The following is a 16,574-nucleotide window of genomic DNA, read 5'->3' on the forward strand; positions in this document are numbered from 1 at the left end:
GGGACGCCTGCGGTCAGCGATCCGGCTCGTCGTCGCTTTCGTCGCTCTCGATGATCCGCTGATTGCGCCGACTGCCCCAGGGGTTTTCCAACCACCGCAGCATCGGCAGTTCCAGGCCACGCGCCGGCAGTTCGGTGACATCGCTCAGCGATCGCACCACGGCCTGCGAGAGGCCCATGATGGCCGCCATCACCGGCAGTAGCGGCTGCAGCGGCTTGGCGGCCTGACGAACCGTGCTGATCCGGCGCGCCACCAGCAGCCGCTCGATCGAGTGATACAGCCAAGCGCCGACGGCCAGCGCATAGATCGAGAGCACCGACGCCACGACGGCCTGCCCGAATGCGGCACATACGACGGCACCCAATACCACCGTCGCCGCCAGGAAACCGGCGGCGACGACACGCAGCTCCAGCCGGTTCATCAGCTCGGGTGCTCCGTCCCCCCCAGGGCGCCCGACCGTACCGCCTCGGCGGCCGCCCGGATCTGCGGCGTTACCAGCATGACCTGGCCCAGCACACCGTTGACGAAGCCCGGCGAGTCGTCGGTGGACAGCTCCTTGGCCAGCTCGACCGCCTCGTCGACGGCGACCGGCTCGGGCACGTCATCGGCATGCAGCAGCTCCCATACCGCCACCCGCAGGATGGCGCGATCCACCGCGGGCAGCCGGTCCAGCGTCCAGCCCTGCAGATGCGAGGTGATCAGGTCGTCGATGTGGGCAATCTGCTCATCGACTCCGCGTGCCACCGCCACGGTGTACGGGTGCAACGGCGCCACCTCCGGCTTGGCCTCGGCCAGCGCGGTCCGGACGTCGACCACCTCGGCTGGGCTCAGACCACGGGCCTCGGCTTCGAACAGCAGGTCGACCGCACGCTTGCGGGCTTGATGACGCCCCTTGACCGCCCTGGCGGGTCTCGCCGGTTTCTCCGGCTTCGCATCCGGCATGTCTCAGGCGTTGACCCGGCCCAGGTAGCTGCCGTCACGGGAGTCCACCTTGAGCTTGTCGCCGGTGTTGATGAACAGCGGAACCTGGATCTGGGCGCCGGTCTCCAGCGTGGCCGGTTTGGTGCCCGCGCTGGAGCGGTCGCCCTGGAGGCCGGGCTCGGTGTGGGTGACCTCGAGTTCGACGGTCACCGGCAGCTCGATGTACAGCGGCGCCCCGTTGTGGAAGGCCACCTGCACCGGCAAGCCCTCCAGCAGGAATCGCGCGGCGTCGCCCACCAGGGACTCCGGCAGCGCGTGCTGCTCGTAGTCCTGGCTGTCCATGAACACGAAGTCGGAGCCGTCGCGGTACAGGTAGGTGGTGTCGCGCCGGTCGACGGTGGCGGTGTCGACCTTGACCCCGGCGTTGTAGGTCTTGTCGACCACCTTGCCCGAAAGCACGTTTTTCAGCTTGGTACGCACAAAAGCCGGACCCTTGCCGGGCTTGACGTGCTGGAACTCGGTGATGGTCCACAGCTGCCCGTCGATTACCAGGACAAGTCCGTTCTTGAAGTCAGCAGTGGTCGCCACGGTCTCCCAGATCTCCGATCTACTACAAGATGGCCAGTTCCTTCGGGAACCGGGTCAACAATTCCGGGGTCTGCCCGGCGGTTTCGGGGTCTTTAGGCGTCCCGCCAGCCACCACCAGGGTGTCCTCGATGCGCACGCCGCCGCGGCCGGGTAGATAGACGCCGGGCTCCACGGTCACGACGGAGCCCGCAAGTAGTGTACCGGCGGACGTGGCCCCGATCCCCGGCGCTTCGTGGATCTGCAGGCCGACGCCGTGCCCCAGACCATGGCCGAACTGCTCGCCGTAGCCGGCATCGTCGATCAGCCGGCGTGCCGCGCCGTCGACGTCGCGCAGGTCGGCGCCCGGCCGCAACGCCTCCCGTCCCGCCTTCTGCGCATCGGCAACCAGTTGGTAGATCTCCAGCTGCCAGTCCGCGGCCGAACCCAGCACAAAGGTGCGGGTCATGTCGGAGTGATATCCGGCGACCAGCGCGCCGAAGTCGATCTTGACGAAATCGCCGGTGGCCAGCTTGCGGTCGGTGGGCCGGTGGTGCGGGATTGCCGAGTTGGGCCCGGTGGCCACAATCGTCTCGAACGACATCGCGTCGGCGCCGTGGTCGAGCATCAGCGCCTCCAGCTCACGCCCTACCTCGCGCTCGGTCCGGCCGGGCCGCAGGCCGCCGCGATCCACCAGGTCGGTCAGTGCGGCGTCGGCGGCCTCACAGGCCAACCGCAGCAGCGCCAGCTCGCCGGCGTCTTTGATCTCGCGCAGCGCCTCGACGGTTCCCGAGGCGCGCACCAGCTCGGTGGCCTTGCCGTCCAACTCGTTGATCAGGGCGTCCAAACCGTCGACCGTCATCACGTGGCTCTCGAAGCCCAGCCTCTTCACTCCGTCGTCGGCGGCGCGACCGGCCAGGTGGCGTCCGCAGGCCCGTTCGATGACGATCTCGACCCCGGACGCCTGCTCCGCGGCCTGCGTGCGGTACCGGCCGTCGGTGGCCAATACCGGCTGCCGATCGTCGGCGAATACCAGTAACGCGCCATTCGACCCGGTGAATCCTGACAGATAGCGGACGTTGACCAAGTCTGTGACCAGCATCGCGTCCAGTTCTTTGGCAACGATTCGGCTTCTGAGGTTGTGTCGACGCTGAGAATGTGTCACGACCCTTGACGGTACTCGCTACGCTGTTTGCCCATGAGGAACTGGATGGTGCGCGGACTGGTGTTCGCCGGGTTGATGGTCGTTCTCCGCCTGATTCAAGGGGCGGTGATCAACGCCTGGCCGACGACGTCCGGATTGGTCAGCGTGGTACTGCTCCTCTTGTTCATTGCCGGCGTAGCCACCTGGGGGGTTCTCGACGGTCGCGCCGATGCCAACGCCAACCCCGACCCGGACCGGCGCGAGGACCTGGCGATGACGTGGCTGCTGGCCGGCATCGCGGCCGGGATCCTCAGCGGCGCGGTGGCCTGGCTCATTTCGCTGCTCTACACGGGTCTGTACACCGGTGGGCCGATCAACGAGCTGACCACGTTCGCGGCCTTCACCGCGCTCATCATTTTCGTGCCCGCCATCATCGGCGTGGCTGTCGGCCGCTGGCGGATCGACCGTAAGGCCGAGCCGCCGGCCCACCACGACGGATCGCGCGGTCGGCCGACCGACGGCGACGTGTTCTCCGCGGTTCGCGCCGACGAGTCGCCCACCGGCGAGATTCCGGTGCAGCGCGGCGAGGCCCAGACCGAGGAGCGGACCGCCGCGGTCGCCACGGCCGAGCGTGAGGGACGGACCGAGGAAATTCCCACGCACGAGGGACGCACCGAGGCGCTGCCTACCCATGAGGCGCGTACCGAAGCGATCGACACCCGCGGCGGCGAGTCGCCCACCCAGGAGATCCGCCTGGACCCCGACGCCACCCAGCAGCGCGACACCCGTCGCCGCTAAGCCCCGTCCACTGTGCGTTCGCGACTTTCGGTGTGAAGCTACGGCTTTCGGTGTGAAGCTACGGCTTTCGGTGTGAACCTAGGGCGTCGATCCGGCGATTTTCCCGCCCTACACGCACACCCAAAGCCGTGAATGCACACTCGAATCCGAACGTCGACCGGTCGCCTGTGGCGGGCCAATCCCGGCTAGGGCGAATCCCCCGCCAGGTAGCGCAGGGCGAGCAGGTAGCCCTGGATGCCCAGCCCGACGATCACCCCGGTCGCCACCGGACTGATGTAGGAGTGCCGGCGAAACTCTTCGCGCGCATACACGTTGGAGATGTGCACTTCGATCAACGGTGCGCGTAGTTCGGCGCAGGCGTCGCGCAGCGCCACCGAGGTGTGGGTCAGTCCGCCGGCGTTGAGGATCACCGGTTCGCCGGCATCAGCGGCCCGATGGATCCATTCCAGTAGCTGGGCCTCGTTATCGCTTTGCCGCACAACAGCTTTGAGCCCGAGCGCGGCGGCCTCGGTTTCGACGGCAGCCACCAGCTGGTCGTGAGTGGTGCTGCCGTAGACCGCCGGCTCACGCTGGCCCAGGCGGCCCAGGTTCGGGCCGTTGATGATGTTCACCGTGCTCGTCATGACTGCTCGAGTCCCGCGTAGGCGGCGGCCAGCAGCGCCGGGTCGGGTCCGGCCAACCGGCCCGGCTTGGCCAGCCCATCGAGGACCACGAATCGAAGCACACCTGCCCGGCTTTTCTTGTCTCCGGCCATGTACTCCAACAGCTCCGGCAGCGCGCCGGCGTCGTAGCTGGTCGGCAGGCCAAGCGAGGCGAGGATATTGCGATGCCGCTCGGCGGTGGCGTCGTCGAGCCGGCCGGCCAGCCGGGCCAGCTCCGCGGCGAACACCAGGCCCACCGACACGGCCGCGCCGTGGCGCCACCGGTAATGCTCGCGACGCTCGATCGCATGGGCCAAAGTGTGGCCATAGTTCAGGATTTCGCGCAGCTCGGACTCCTTCTCGTCGGCGGCGACCACTTCTGCCTTCACGACGATCGCGCGCCGGATCAGTTCCGGCAGCACGTCACCAGCGGGGTCCAGGGCGGCCTGCGGGTCGGCTTCGATGAGGTCCAGGATCACCGGGTCGGCGATGAAGCCGGCCTTGACCACCTCGGCCATCCCGGCGACGATCTCGTTGCGCGGCAAGGTTTCCAGTGTCGCCATGTCGACCAGCACGGCGAGCGGCTGATGAAACGCACCGACCACATTCTTGCCGGCCTCGGTGTTGATGCCGGTCTTGCCGCCGACGGCGGCATCGACCATGCCGAGCAGGGTCGTCGGCACGTGCACGATCGACACGCCCCGCAGCCAGGTGGCCGCCGCGAATCCGGCGACGTCGGTGGCGGCGCCGCCGCCGAGGCTGACCAGCGCATCCTTGCGACCGATTCCGATGCGACCCAACACTTCCCATATGAAACCCACCACGGGCAGGTCTTTGCCGGCCTCGGCATCCGGGATTTCGATGCGGTGCGCGTCGACGCCCTTGCCGGCCAACAGGGTTCGGATGGCCTCGGCGGTGTGCGCCAGCACCGGTTGATGCAGAATTGCCACCCGATGCCGGTCGGAAAGCAGCTCTTCCAACTCGTTCAGCAGACCCGTGCCGATCACGACGGGGTACGGCGGGTCGACGGCCACCTGAACCGTGACCGGTGTTGGGATTTGGGTCATTTGGTCGCCTGCGCCGGAGTAGGGCCGGGTTGCGAGCCGGCGTTGCCGGTTGACTTCTCGCCTTCCAGCCGCGACATGATGTAGCGGACCACCGCCCCGGGATTGCGGCGATTGGTGTCAACCCTGATGGTGGCGACTCGCCGGTACAACGGAATACGTTGGGACATCAGGGCTTTGTATTTTGCGTATTTCTCGGCCTCTCCCCCGGCCAGCAGCGGCCGCACGGTGTTGCCGCCGGTTCGCCGAACGCCTTCGGCCGCACCGATTTCCAGATAGACGACGGTGTGTCCGGCCAGCGCCTCGCACACCCCCGGGCTGGTAACGGCGCCGCCGCCGAGCGACACCACACCGTCGTGCTCGGCCAACGCCGCACGCACCACTTCCTCCTCGATGCGGCGGAATTCCAGCTCCCCGTCGGTGGCGAAGATGTCGGCGATGCCGCGCCCGGTCCGCTGTTCGATCATCGCGTCGGTGTCCAGCAGGCTCACGCCGAGCGCCTTGGACAGCCGCCGCCCGATCGTCGACTTGCCCGAGCCCGGCAGCCCGACCAGTACCGCCTTGGGTGCCATGGCCGCTAGCCTCCCGAAGCCCGGGCGGCCGGCGCTTCCCGGTCGGCGACCGCACGCTGGTATGCCCCGACATTGCGGCGGGTTTCGGCCAGCGAATCGCCGCCGAACTTTTCCAGTGCCGCGCGGGCCAGCACCAGGGCCACCATGGTTTCGACGACGACGCCCGCGGCGGGCACCGCGCATACATCGGAACGCTGGTGGATGGCGACCGCCTCGTCGCCGGTGGCCATGTCAACGGTGGCCAGCGCACGCGGCACCGTGGAGATCGGCTTCATCGCCGCGCGTACCCGCAGTGGCTGCCCGTTGGTCATGCCGCCTTCCAGTCCGCCGGCCCGGTTGGTCGAGCGGACGACGCCGTCGGGTCCGGGATACATCTCGTCGTGGGCGCGGCTACCGCGGCGGCGCGCGGTCTGGAAGCCGTCGCCGATCTCCACCCCCTTGATCGCCTGGATTCCCATCACGGCACCGGCCAGCTGGCTGTCGAGCCGGTTGTCGCCGCTGGTGAACGATCCCAGCCCGACGGGCAGGCCCAGCGCCACCACCTCCACCACCCCGCCGAGGGTGTCGCCGTCTTTTTTGGCGGCCTCGATTTCGGTGATCATCGACTTTTCCGCCTGTTCGGCGAAGGCACGAACCGGACTGGCGTCGATGGCAGCGAGATCTTCCGGACGCGGCGGCGGTCCGTCGTAGGGCTCTGAGGCGCCGATCGAGATGACGTGAGAGAGCACGTCGACGCCCAGGGCCTGACGCAGGAACGCGCGTGCGACGGTTCCGGCGGCGACCCTGGCGGCTGTCTCGCGGGCGCTGGCACGCTCCAGCACCGGCCGGGCGTCGTCGAACCCGTATTTGAGCATGCCCGCGTAGTCGGCGTGGCCAGGCCGTGGCCGGGTGAGCGGGGCGTTGCGGGCCAGCTCTTCGAGCACCTGCGGGTCGACGGGATCGGCGGCCATCACGGTTTCCCACTTCGGCCATTCGGTGTTGCCGATCTCGATGGCGATGGGCCCACCGAGTGTGACGCCATGCCTGATGCCGGACAGCAGGGTCACCGCGTCACGCTCGAACGTCATTCGGGCGCCACGGCCGTAGCCCAGCCGGCGGCGGGCCAACTGGTCGGCGATGTCGGTCGAGGTGACCTCCACACCGGCGACCATGCCTTCCACGACGGCCACCAACGCGCGGCCGTGCGACTCCCCGGCGGTGATCCAACGCAACACCCGACCATCTTCCCATGTTGGCGAGCGCGGGCTTAAATCCGAGCTGTCCCTCGAAATCGACGCCAGCGTGCGGCTCTCTCGCATTTTTCCGCGCCGCCGTCGATTTCGACGGGAGGTCACCAGAGGCTCAGGCTCACCGCGCAAGCGGTCGCCAGGCACATCGAGGGACCGTGCGGCACGGCGCGTACCCCACACACCATCCCGCACAGCGCGGTCAGAACCGGCGCGGCCAGCGCCGCCAGAAACCACGCCCCTACGCCGAAGCAGCCGGCCAGACCGCCCAGCCCGATCGCCAGCTTGACGTCGCCGGCGCCCATGCCCGCCGGCGCCAGCAGGTGTACCAGCAGATACACGCTGGCCAACGCCGCGGCCCCGGCCAGCGCGGGCAAACCACGACCGGCGGCCGCGGCGGCCAGCAGGATCACGGCCGCCCCCGGCAGCGTCAGCACGTTGGGCAGTCGGCGTTCCCTGAGGTCGTAGCGGCTCAACACGACCAGCCAGGTCAACACCACGGCCGCGATCAGCATGCCGCTGCACGCTAGAGCATTTCCTCCAGCGCGCAAGTCATCGCCTCGCGCGGCGCGGGCAGCCCGGTGAACTGCTCAACCTGCGCGAACGCCTGGTGCAGCAGCATCTGCAGGCCGTTAATCACCCGGCCGCCCGCGGCGGCCACGGCCGCGGCCAGCGGGGTGGGCCACGGGTCGTAAACGGCGTCCAGCAGCACCGGGATCCTGGCGAACGTGCCGGCATAGCGTGCCGCCACGTCGGCCGGGATGGTGCTGACCAGTACCAGCGCGGCCGCCACCTCGCCGGCCAGCTCACTGCTGCCCAGATCGCAGAATCGGGTGTCCGCGCCGATCCGCGTGCCCAGGTCGACGAGCCGCGCGGCCTTGTCGGGATTACGCGCCACCACGGTGATGCCGGTGACGCCGAGGTGTGCCAACCCCACGACGGCCGCCGGTGCGGTGCCCCCCGACCCGCACACAAGCGCGCGTCCCGACACCTGCCCTATCAGGGGCCTGAGGGCCCCTACGACACCGTCGATGTCGGTGTTGTCGGCGCGCCAGCCGCGCGGCGTGCGGACCAGGGTGTTGGCCGAGCCCACCTGTTCGGCGCGTGCGGTGTGCTCGTCGGCGAATCGCAGGGCGGCGAACTTGCCGGGCATCGTCACCGAAACCCCGACCCATTCGGGCCCGAACCCTCCGACCACACCGGGCAGCGCTTCGGCACTGCACTCGATGCGGTCATACGTCCAGTCGTTCAGGCCCAGCGCACGATATGCGGCCAGATGCAGCTGCGGGGAACGGGAATGGGCGACCGGGGAACCGAGCACGGCCGCTTTTCTGGGAACGTGCGCGCCCGCCGGGTCAGCGCGTGCTGTCGAGGACACCGTTGTGCTTGGCCAACTCGATGTTCGCCAGGTGCTGTTGGTAATCCCTGGTGAACAGTGTCGTCCCCTGTGCGTCGATGGTGACGAAGTAGAGCCAGTCGCCCGGCTCGGGGTGCTCGGCGGCGCTCAGCGCCTCTATGCCCGGGGAGCAGATCGCGGTGGCCGGCAGGCCCTGGGACACGTAGGTGTTCCACGGGGTGCGCTGGGCGCGGTCCGCATCGCTGGTGGCCACCTCGCGCCGGTCCAGCGGATAGTTCACCGTCGAGTCGAATTCCAGCGTCCGGTGCTCGTGCAGCCGGTTGTAGATGACCTGCGCCACCTTCGCGAAATCCTGCGACTTGGATTCCTGCTGTACCAGCGATGCCACCACGAGGATGTCGTAGGGCGACAGGCCGAGGGATGCGGCGGTATCGACCAACCCGGATTTGGTGTACTCCGCGGCGCCCGCGGTGATCAGGCCGGCCAGAATGCTCTGGGCCGAGGCGGAGGGATCGACATTGAAGGTCCCCGGTGCGATGAGGCCCTCGATGCGGCGATGGTCGTTGCCGAGTTCGGTCACTGGTTGAACCGCCCAGGACGGCACCGCCAACGTCGCCGGAGCGCTGTGGGCCGCCGCCTTGCGCAGGTCATCCACCGAGACGCAGTGCCGGTCCCCGTCTAGGTCCACACAGGTGGCCCGCGAGATCAAACTGAGGATTCCCGGGGTCACCGCATTGGTCTTCATGTCGGTGGTGTCGTCGAGCTGGCGACCTTCCGGAATGACCAGCCGGCCCACCCGATTGCTGGGGTCGGTCAGCCGGGCGACCGCCGTGGCCGCCGGGATCTCGGTTCGCATCCGGTAGTAGCCCGGCTGGATCGCCGAAATCGCGGCGTTGCCGCGCGCGGCCCGGACGAAGGCCTTGACGGTAGCGACCACGCCGTGGTTGAGCAGTGTCTCCCCGATGGCCGTGGTGGAATCCCCGGCCTGGATCTGAATCATGATGTCCTGCTTGCCACTGCCGGTGTAGTCGTCGCCGTTGCCGAACATGGTGTGCCACAACTTGACGCCCACCACGCCCGCGGCGACCATCACCACCACGAGCAGGCCCAGGGCCAGTCTGCGGGCGAACCGCCGTCGCCGGCGTCCGCGCTCGGCCTGGATGCGGTCCAGACGGCTCATCGCCGCCCGCGGCGGTCCGACGGCCTCGGGCTCGGCCCGTTCGCCTCGCACGCCGTCAACCATCGGTGAGGCCCCCTGCCATCCCGCGGCGCTGATCGAGCCAGGACTGCAGAATCGCGACCGCGGCGGCCTGGTCGACCACCGCGCGTTGGTGCTTGGCCGAAACCCCCGCGGCCCGCAACGATCGCTGCGCGCTGACGGTGGTCAGTCGCTCGTCGGCCAGACGCACCGGCGTCGGCGCAATCCGTCCTGCCAGTGCTTCGGCCAGTTCGATCGCATCCCGTGCCGACGGCCCGGTGCGGTCGGCCAGTGTGCGCGGCAGCCCGACGACCACCTCGACGGCGTGCAGCTCGGCGACCAGCGCCGCCAGCCTGCGCAGATGCTTGCCGGAGCGATCGCGGCGCACCGTTTCCACCGGGGTGGCCAGGATGCCGTCAGGGTCGCTTGCGGCCACCCCGATACGGACACTGCCCACGTCGATGCCGACGCGCCGCCCCCGACCGGGATCCAATTCGCCGGGCCGATCGGGCAGGCGGTGCTGTGATGAGACCACTCAACCGACCCGCGCTATCACGGCGATCTCGGAGCGCACCGCGTCAAGCGCCGCGTCGATGCCGGCCGGATCCTTCCCTGAGCCCTGCGCCAGGTCGGCCTTGCCGCCGCCACGGCCGTCGACGGCCACAGCCAGCTGCTTGACCAGCTCGTTGGCGCGGATCCCAATCTCCTGGGCGGCCGGATTGGCCGCAATCGCATAGGGCACGTTGTCGTTCTCGCCCTGGGCTATCAGGGCGACCACCGCCGGGTCGCTGCCCAGCTTGCCGCGGATGTCTCCGACCAGGGAACGCAGGTCGGCCGCCGTCATCCCGCCGGACATCCGCTGCGCCACCACACGCACGTTACCGATGCGCTCCGCGCCCGCGGCCGCATTGGTGGCAGCTGCCCGCGCGCTGGCCTGCCGGGCGCGCTCGAGTTCCTTTTCGGCGGCCTTCAGGCGCTCCACCAGATTGGCCACCCGCGCCGGCACCTCTTCGGACGGCACCTTCAGCGACGACGCCAGCCCGGCCATCAGCGCCCGCTCCTTGGCCAAGTGCCGGAATGACTCCAGCCCGACGTAGGCCTCCACCCGGCGCACCCCGGACCCGATCGACGATTCGCCCAGGATGGTCACCGGACCGATTTGCGCGGAATTGTGCACGTGCGTGCCGCCGCACAGCTCCAGCGAGAACGGTCCGCCGATCTCGACTACCCGCACCTGGTCGGGATAGCTCTCGCCGAAGAGCGCCATTGCGCCCATCGCCTTGGCCTTGTCGAGCTGTTCGGTGAACGTGTGCACCTCGAAGTCGGCCTGCACCGCTTCGTTGGTCACTTCCTCGATCTGGGTGCGCTGCTCGTCGCTCAACGGTCCCTGCCAGTTGAAGTCGAAGCGCAGGTAACCCGGCCGATTCAGCGAACCGGCCTGAACGGCGTTGGGCCCCAGCACTTGTCGCAGCGCGGCATGCACCATGTGGGTACCCGAATGCCCCTGGGTCGCGCCCTTGCGCCAGCCGGAGTCCACCGACGCGACGACGGTGTCACCTTCGACGAATTCCCCGGATTCGACGTTGACCCGGTGCGCGTGCAGGGTTTTGGCGATCTTCTGGACGTCGGTGACGGCCGCCCGGGCGCTCTCGCCGGAACCCGTTCCGCTGATCGTGCCGATGTCGGCGAGTTGGCCGCCGGACTCGGCATACAGCGGGGTGCGGTCGAGCACCAGTTCTACCCGGTCGGCCTCGACCGAGTCGGCGTGTGCGACCACCGGTACCCGCCTGCCGTCGACGAAAATACCCAGAATGGTTGCCGGAGAGGTCAATTCGTCGAACCCGGTGAACTCGGTGGGGCCGGCGTCGACCAGCTCGCGATAGGCGGTCAGGTCGGCGTGCGCGTGCTTACGCGCGGCGGCGTCGGCCTTGGCGCGCTGCCGTTGCTCTGCCATCAGCTCGCGGAAGCCCGCCTCGTCGACGGTCAGGCCTGCCTCGGCCGCCATCTCCAGGGTGAGCTCGATCGGGAAGCCGTAGGTGTCGTGCAGGGTGAACGCGTCCGAACCGGAAACCACAGTGGCGCCAACGGATTTGGTGCTGCCGGCGACCTCGTCGAACAGCTTGGACCCCGAGGCCAGGGTGCGGTTGAACGCGGTTTCCTCGGCGACGGCGATGCGGTTGATCCGGTCGAAGTCGCTGACGAGTTCGGGGTATGACGGGCCCATCGCGTCACGCACGGTGGCCATCAGGTCGCCGACGATCGGGGTGGCTGAGTCGTCCACGCCAAGTAGCTTGACGCTGCGGATCACCCGGCGCAGCAGTCGGCGCAGCACATAGCCGCGGCCGTCGTTGCCGGGGCTGACGCCGTCGCCGATCAGGATCGCGGCGGTGCGGCTGTGGTCGGCGATGATGCGGTAGCGCACGTCGTCGGCGTGGTTTCCGGCGTCATAGGGGCGGGGCGCGCGGCTGGCGACCAGGTCGATCACCGGGCGCAACAGGTCGGTCTCATAGACGTTGTGGACGTCCTGCAGAACCAGCGCGATGCGTTCGACACCCATGCCGGTGTCGATGTTCTTGCGCGGCAACGGCCCCAGGATTTCGTAGTCCTCTTTGGTGGTCCCCTCGCCGCGCTCGTTCTGCATGAACACCAGGTTCCACACCTCGAGGTAGCGGTCCTCGTTGACGATGGGGCCGCCCTCGGGACCGAATTCCGGCCCGCGGTCGTAGTAGATCTCCGACGACGGCCCGCACGGCCCGGGGATGCCCATGGACCAGTAGTTGTCGGCCATGCCGCGGCGCTGGATCCGCTCCGCGGGCATACCGGCAACCTCCTGCCACAGTCCCGCGGCCTCGTCGTCGTCGAGATACACTGTGGCCCAGATCTTTTGCGGGTCCAGCCCGTATCCCCCGTCAGAGATGGGGTTGGTCAACAGCGTCCAGGCCAATTCGATGGCCTCGCGCTTGAAGTAGTCGCCGAACGAGAAGTTGCCGGCCATCTGGAAGAAGGTGTTGTGGCGGGTGGTGATGCCCACCTCGTCGATATCGGGGGTGCGGATGCACTTCTGGATGCTGGTGGCCGTCGCGTACGGCGGTGTGCGCTGTCCCAGGAAGTACGGGACGAACTGGACCATGCCGGCGTTGACGAACAACAGGTTGGGGTCGTCGAGGATCACCGAGGCGCTCGGCACCTCCGTGTGGCCTGCCTTCACGAAGTGATCAAGGAACCGCTTCCTGATCTCGTGTGTCTGCATGTCCTTCTCTCTTGGTTCCCGGCTTTGCTCTCTTGCGTGCCCGAGCCGGATTCCAGCCTATTCGCCGGGAGGTCGGAAGGCCCTCTAACGACGCTTTCCGATCGCTCACAGTACCGGTGCGCCGGCGTTAGCCTTCCAGGAAGCTCAGGCGGACCGATCGCCGCGGATTGTCCCGGTTGAGGTCGACGAGAACGACGCTCTGCCAGGTGCCCAGCAGCGGCTCGCCCCCGGAGACGGGCACCGTCACCGACGGCGCGACTATCGCCGGCAGCACGTGGTCGGCGCCGTGACCGAAGGAGCCGTGCGCGTGCCGGTAGCGGTCGTCGCGCGGCAACAGCCGTTCCAAGGTATCGACCAGGTCGTCGTCGGAACCGGCACCGGTCTCGATGATCGCGACCCCAGCCGTGGCATGCGGGACGAACACGTTGCACAGGCCATCGCCACAGCTGAAGCAGAATCTGCGTACCGCATCGGTGAGATCCACTATGCGGCGACGGGCGGTGTCCACCTCCAGCACATCGGTATGCACCCGGTCCAGCCTACGGCGAGGCGACGCGACCTGCCGATCATTGTCGCTGCGGCCAGCATTGCCACCCTTGGCCGGTTGGAGGAAAGTATTTGATTGACCGGTGGCGCCACCGGGGCGCTGCCCCGAACAAAGAGGGGGTGGATCGTGTACGCACGCTCTACCACAATCCAGGCGCAAACCTCGTCGATCGACGCTGGAATCGCGCATGTTCGCGATGAGGTTATGCCCGCGCTGCTAGGTATGCCGGGGTGCGTCGGTATATCCCTTTTGGTCGATCGTCGCGCCGGCCGGTGCATCGCAACGAGCGCCTGGGACAGCGACGACGCCATGCGCGCCAGCGGTGAAACCGTGGCCCCGATCCGTGATCGGGCCGCGGAAATGTTCGGGGGCGCGGCAAACGTCGAGCAGTGGGAGATCGCCGCACTGCACCGCGACCACCGCGCGCCCGACGGTGCTGGCGTTCGAGCGACCTGGGTCAGGGTGGCGCCTGACCAGATGGACCAAGGCATCGAGTACTACAAGTCGTCTGTGCTGCCCCAGCTCGAGAGCCTGGACGGGTTCTGCAGTGCTAGCCTGCTGGTCGACCGCGCATCCGGCCGGGCGGTGTCATCGGCGACGTTCGACAGCCTCGAAGCGATGGAGCGCAACAGGGACCGGGCAACCGAACTGAAGAACTCGTCCATGCAGGAGGCGGGCGCCGAGGAACTCGACGAAAGTGAGTTCGAGCTGGCGCTGGCGCACTTGCGGGTTCCCGAGCTGGTCTGAAAGAGATGCCGTAGACAGGCCGGCCGAACGCCGGTCTGAGAACTCATCGTGCCCATTGCGACCGAGTGGCTGTAGGAGGAAGGTATTTGGAAGGACCGGTGGCGCCACCGGGGCGCTGCCCCGACAGAAAAGGGGCCGATCGTGTACGCACGCTCTACCACCATCCAGGCGCAACCCTTGTCGGTCGACATCGGAATCGCGCACGTGCGCGATGTCGTCACGCCCGCCCTGCAAGAGATGGACGGGTGCGTCGGAGTGTCGCTGTTGGTGGAACGCCACTCCGGCACATGCATCGCCACCAGCGCGTGGGAATCCATCGAAACGATGCGCGCCAGCGCCGAGCGGGTGGCGCCCATCCGTGACCGCGCAGCGCTGATGTTCGACGGCAGCGCGCGCGTCGAAGAATGGGACATCGCGCTTGTGCACCGCGACCACCACTCACGGCCCGGGGCGTGCGTGCGGGCCACCTGGCTCAAGGTGGTGCCGGATCAGCTCACCCGGTCGCTGGACTTTTACCGCGCGTCCGTTCTGCCGGAGATGGAGAATCTGGACGGCTTCTGCAGTGCCAGCCTGATGGTCGACTATCCGGCCTGCCGGCGGGCGGTGTCGTGCTCGACGTTCGACAGCGTCGAAGCGATGGCGCGAAACCGCGACCGTGCGACCGAGTTGCGCAGCAGGCGCGTCCGCGAGTTAGGCGCCGAGGTGATCGACGTCGTGGAATTCGAGCTGGCCATCGCCGGCTTGCGGGTACCCGAACTGGTTTGAGACCGGGCTGGGCGAGCCCGCGAGCAGACCTACCGCAGCGCGTCCCCGGGGAAGCCGCGGCAGGGGTGCACCTGGTAGGTGAAAACTCCAGCGGCAACCCCGGGGTCTTCGTCCATCAGCGCAGCGGTGTCCTCGGGCGTCGCGTCGAACACCCCGATGCCGCACACCTCGGAGTCGTCGGTGACGGGCAGCACCACCGCCAGCACGCCGGCGTCGCGTAATCCGAAGTTGCGGCGGCCGTGTTCCCAGACGATCGCCGGGGCCGCGTCGTCGCCGAAACTCGGTCCCTGCTTGAGGATGACGACGCTGTAGACCTTGGCGCTGGGCAGCAGTTGGCGCATCTCGTCGTCGGTAAAGGTCCTCATGACCGTCCCTTCTTCTTGCGGATGATCGCCCGCAGCCGATCCAGCCGGCCGGCGATCTCACGTTCAGCGCCGTGATTGGTGGGCCGGTAGTAGTCCACGCCCACCAGCTCGTCCGGCGGATATTGTTGGGCGACAACGCCGTCGGGGTCGTCGTGGGAATACTGGTAGCCCTGCGCGTGGCCCAGCGCCGCCGCACCGGAGTAGTGCCCGTCGCGCAGATGCGCGGGAACCAGGCCGGCCTTGCCCGCTTTGATGTCGTTCATCGCCGCACCCAGCGCCGTCGTCACCGCGTTCGACTTCGGCGCGGTGGCCAGGTGCACGGTGGCATGCGCCAGCGTCAGCTGAGCTTCCGGCATCCCGATCAGCGCCACCGTCTGAGCGGCGGCGACCGCCGTCTGTAGCGCGGTCGGATCGGCCATCCCGATGTCCTCGCTGGCCAGGATCATCAGGCGGCGGGCGACAAACCGCGGGTCTTCGCCGGCCACCAGCATGCGAGCCAGATAGTGCAGCGCAGCGTCGACGTCGGAGCCGCGCACCGACTTGATGAAGGCGCTGATGACGTCGTAGTGCTGGTCACCGTCGCGGTCGTAGCGGACTGCGGCCTTGTCCAGGGACTGCTCGATGGTCTCGACAGCGACCGGAACACCGGCCGCCTGCGCGGCTTCGGCGGCCACTTCCAGCGCGGTCAGGGCGCGACGGGCGTCGCCGGCGGCCAACTGCACCAACAGCTCTACGGCCTCTGCCGACACCGTGACCTCACCGCCCAGGCCGCGGGGGTCGTCGATCGCGCGCTGAACCACCGTACGGATGTCGTCAGCGGTCAACGGCCGCAACTGCAGGATCAGCGATCGGGATAGCAGCGGCGACACCACGGAAAACGACGGGTTCTCGGTAGTCGCGGCGACCAGCAGCACCACCCGGTTCTCCACCGCGGACAGCAGGGCGTCCTGCTGGGTCTTGGAGAAACGATGTACCTCGTCGATGAACAGCACCGTCTGCTCACCCGAGAGGAGGCCCCTGCGGGCACTCTCGATAACGGCCCGGACTTCCTTCACACCGGCCGACAATGCCGACAGCGCCTCGAACCGGCGGCCAGTGGCCTGCGAGATCAGCGCCGCCAGGGTCGTCTTCCCACTGCCCGGCGGGCCGTAGAGGATGGCCGCCACGACCATTGCCTGGGCGTTCTGGATGAACTTGTCCTTCGCCCAGTTGAACGCATCCCCGACGCTGAACGGCGGGGATACCGGGCCGCCAGGTTGTCCACCGTATCCAGGTGGCGGGTAGCCGGCCTGGGGCGCGCCATAGCCTTGCGGCGACCCGGGGGGAGGGGGAGGAGCGCCGTAGCCGCCGCCGGGTTGGCCCCCTTGTGGGCCATAGTTCGGCGGGGGGGGGGGGGGTGCGTTTAAACCGCGCCT

19 protein-coding genes are annotated in these 16,574 nt (G+C 68.3%); 3 read left to right on the top strand and 16 right to left on the bottom strand.

Translation table 11 applies throughout. From position 1 onward, the window contains the following. Positions 1-13: 13 nt before the first annotated feature. From A5791_RS12145 to A5791_RS12160, 4 genes are read right to left on the bottom strand one after another with little or no spacing between them, the layout of a single operon-like run. Complete coding sequence (locus A5791_RS12145; protein WP_067236213.1) at positions 14-421, bottom strand: antitermination protein NusB; 408 nt, start codon at positions 419-421, stop codon at positions 14-16. Continuing rightward, positions 421-942: a transcription antitermination factor NusB gene (nusB, locus tag A5791_RS12150; protein WP_067236218.1), complete on the bottom strand. Its 522-nt coding sequence runs from the start codon at positions 940-942 to the stop codon at positions 421-423. The genes A5791_RS12145 and nusB overlap by 1 nt, the downstream gene beginning before the upstream one ends. Before the next feature lie 3 nt (positions 943-945). Next, complete coding sequence (gene efp / locus A5791_RS12155) at positions 946-1,509, bottom strand: elongation factor P (protein WP_067236221.1); 564 nt, start codon at positions 1,507-1,509, stop codon at positions 946-948. A 22-nt stretch (positions 1,510-1,531) separates the two neighbouring features. Continuing rightward, entirely contained in the window at positions 1,532-2,650 is a 1,119-nt protein-coding gene (locus A5791_RS12160; protein ID WP_067236224.1) for a Xaa-Pro peptidase family protein, read from the bottom strand. A gap of 33 nt (positions 2,651-2,683) precedes the next feature. Between A5791_RS12160 and A5791_RS12165 the strand changes: the two genes are divergently transcribed. Continuing rightward, the gene (locus A5791_RS12165) at positions 2,684-3,427 is read left to right on the top strand and encodes a B-4DMT family transporter (RefSeq protein ID WP_067236232.1); all 744 of its coding nucleotides are present in this window, start codon (positions 2,684-2,686) and stop codon (positions 3,425-3,427) included. Between the two features lie 185 nt (positions 3,428-3,612). On the opposite strand, the gene aroQ is transcribed toward A5791_RS12165, so the two are convergent. The 10 genes from aroQ to A5791_RS12215 all read right to left on the bottom strand — a co-directional run bounded on the left by aroQ (position 3,613) and on the right by A5791_RS12215 (position 13,252). Next, positions 3,613-4,050, bottom strand: a complete 438-nt coding sequence (aroQ, locus tag A5791_RS12170) for a type II 3-dehydroquinate dehydratase (protein ID WP_067236235.1) — start codon at positions 4,048-4,050, stop codon at positions 3,613-3,615. Continuing rightward, positions 4,047-5,135 (bottom strand): 3-dehydroquinate synthase, encoded by a 1,089-nt coding sequence (gene aroB / locus A5791_RS12175; protein ID WP_067236239.1) that lies wholly within the window; start codon positions 5,133-5,135, stop codon positions 4,047-4,049. Before aroB ends, aroQ begins: the two co-directional genes overlap by 4 nt. Beyond that, on the bottom strand, positions 5,132-5,704 hold the full coding sequence (locus A5791_RS12180) for a shikimate kinase (RefSeq protein ID WP_067236242.1): 573 nt from the start codon (positions 5,702-5,704) through the stop codon (positions 5,132-5,134). The genes aroB and A5791_RS12180 overlap by 4 nt, the downstream gene beginning before the upstream one ends. A gap of 5 nt (positions 5,705-5,709) precedes the next feature. Beyond that, positions 5,710-6,918: a chorismate synthase gene (gene aroC / locus A5791_RS12185; RefSeq protein ID WP_067236246.1), complete on the bottom strand. Its 1,209-nt coding sequence runs from the start codon at positions 6,916-6,918 to the stop codon at positions 5,710-5,712. Positions 6,919-7,034: 116 nt separating this feature from the next. Continuing rightward, positions 7,035-7,442: an A24 family peptidase gene (locus A5791_RS12190; RefSeq protein ID WP_231995873.1), complete on the bottom strand. Its 408-nt coding sequence runs from the start codon at positions 7,440-7,442 to the stop codon at positions 7,035-7,037. 14 nt (positions 7,443-7,456) lie between these two features. Continuing rightward, positions 7,457-8,308, bottom strand: coding sequence for a shikimate dehydrogenase (locus A5791_RS12195; RefSeq protein ID WP_067236252.1), 852 nt, complete (start codon positions 8,306-8,308; stop codon positions 7,457-7,459). Continuing rightward, positions 8,286-9,530: an endolytic transglycosylase MltG gene (mltG, locus tag A5791_RS12200; RefSeq protein ID WP_067236255.1), complete on the bottom strand. Its 1,245-nt coding sequence runs from the start codon at positions 9,528-9,530 to the stop codon at positions 8,286-8,288. Before mltG ends, A5791_RS12195 begins: the two co-directional genes overlap by 23 nt. Beyond that, positions 9,523-10,020, bottom strand: coding sequence for a Holliday junction resolvase RuvX (gene ruvX / locus A5791_RS12205; RefSeq protein ID WP_067236259.1), 498 nt, complete (start codon positions 10,018-10,020; stop codon positions 9,523-9,525). The genes mltG and ruvX overlap by 8 nt, the downstream gene beginning before the upstream one ends. Beyond that, positions 10,021-12,735, bottom strand: a complete 2,715-nt coding sequence (gene alaS / locus A5791_RS12210; protein ID WP_067236264.1) for an alanine--tRNA ligase — start codon at positions 12,733-12,735, stop codon at positions 10,021-10,023. Positions 12,736-12,862: 127 nt separating this feature from the next. After that, positions 12,863-13,252: a secondary thiamine-phosphate synthase enzyme YjbQ gene (locus tag A5791_RS12215; RefSeq protein ID WP_156661185.1), complete on the bottom strand. Its 390-nt coding sequence runs from the start codon at positions 13,250-13,252 to the stop codon at positions 12,863-12,865. Positions 13,253-13,408: 156 nt separating this feature from the next. On the opposite strand from A5791_RS12215, the gene A5791_RS12220 reads away from it, so the two are divergent. Further along, positions 13,409-14,029 carry a hypothetical protein gene (locus tag A5791_RS12220; RefSeq protein ID WP_067236316.1) on the top strand — a complete coding sequence of 207 codons (621 nt, stop codon included), beginning with the start codon at positions 13,409-13,411 and terminating at the stop codon, positions 14,027-14,029. 141 nt (positions 14,030-14,170) lie between these two features. Then, the gene (locus A5791_RS12225) at positions 14,171-14,794 is read left to right on the top strand and encodes a hypothetical protein (RefSeq protein WP_067236269.1); all 624 of its coding nucleotides are present in this window, start codon (positions 14,171-14,173) and stop codon (positions 14,792-14,794) included. Between the two features lie 29 nt (positions 14,795-14,823). On the opposite strand, the gene A5791_RS12230 is transcribed toward A5791_RS12225, so the two are convergent. Then, on the bottom strand, positions 14,824-15,159 hold the full coding sequence (locus tag A5791_RS12230) for a hypothetical protein (protein ID WP_067236272.1): 336 nt from the start codon (positions 15,157-15,159) through the stop codon (positions 14,824-14,826). After that, the coding region (locus A5791_RS12235) for a replication-associated recombination protein A (protein ID WP_231995870.1) at positions 15,156-16,574 on the bottom strand (1,419 nt) is incomplete at its 5' end. The genes A5791_RS12235 and A5791_RS12230, both read right to left, overlap by 4 nt.

The sequence above is a fragment of the Mycobacterium sp. 852002-51163_SCH5372311 genome (assembly GCF_001667115.1).
Classification (GTDB): domain Bacteria; phylum Actinomycetota; class Actinomycetes; order Mycobacteriales; family Mycobacteriaceae; genus Mycobacterium.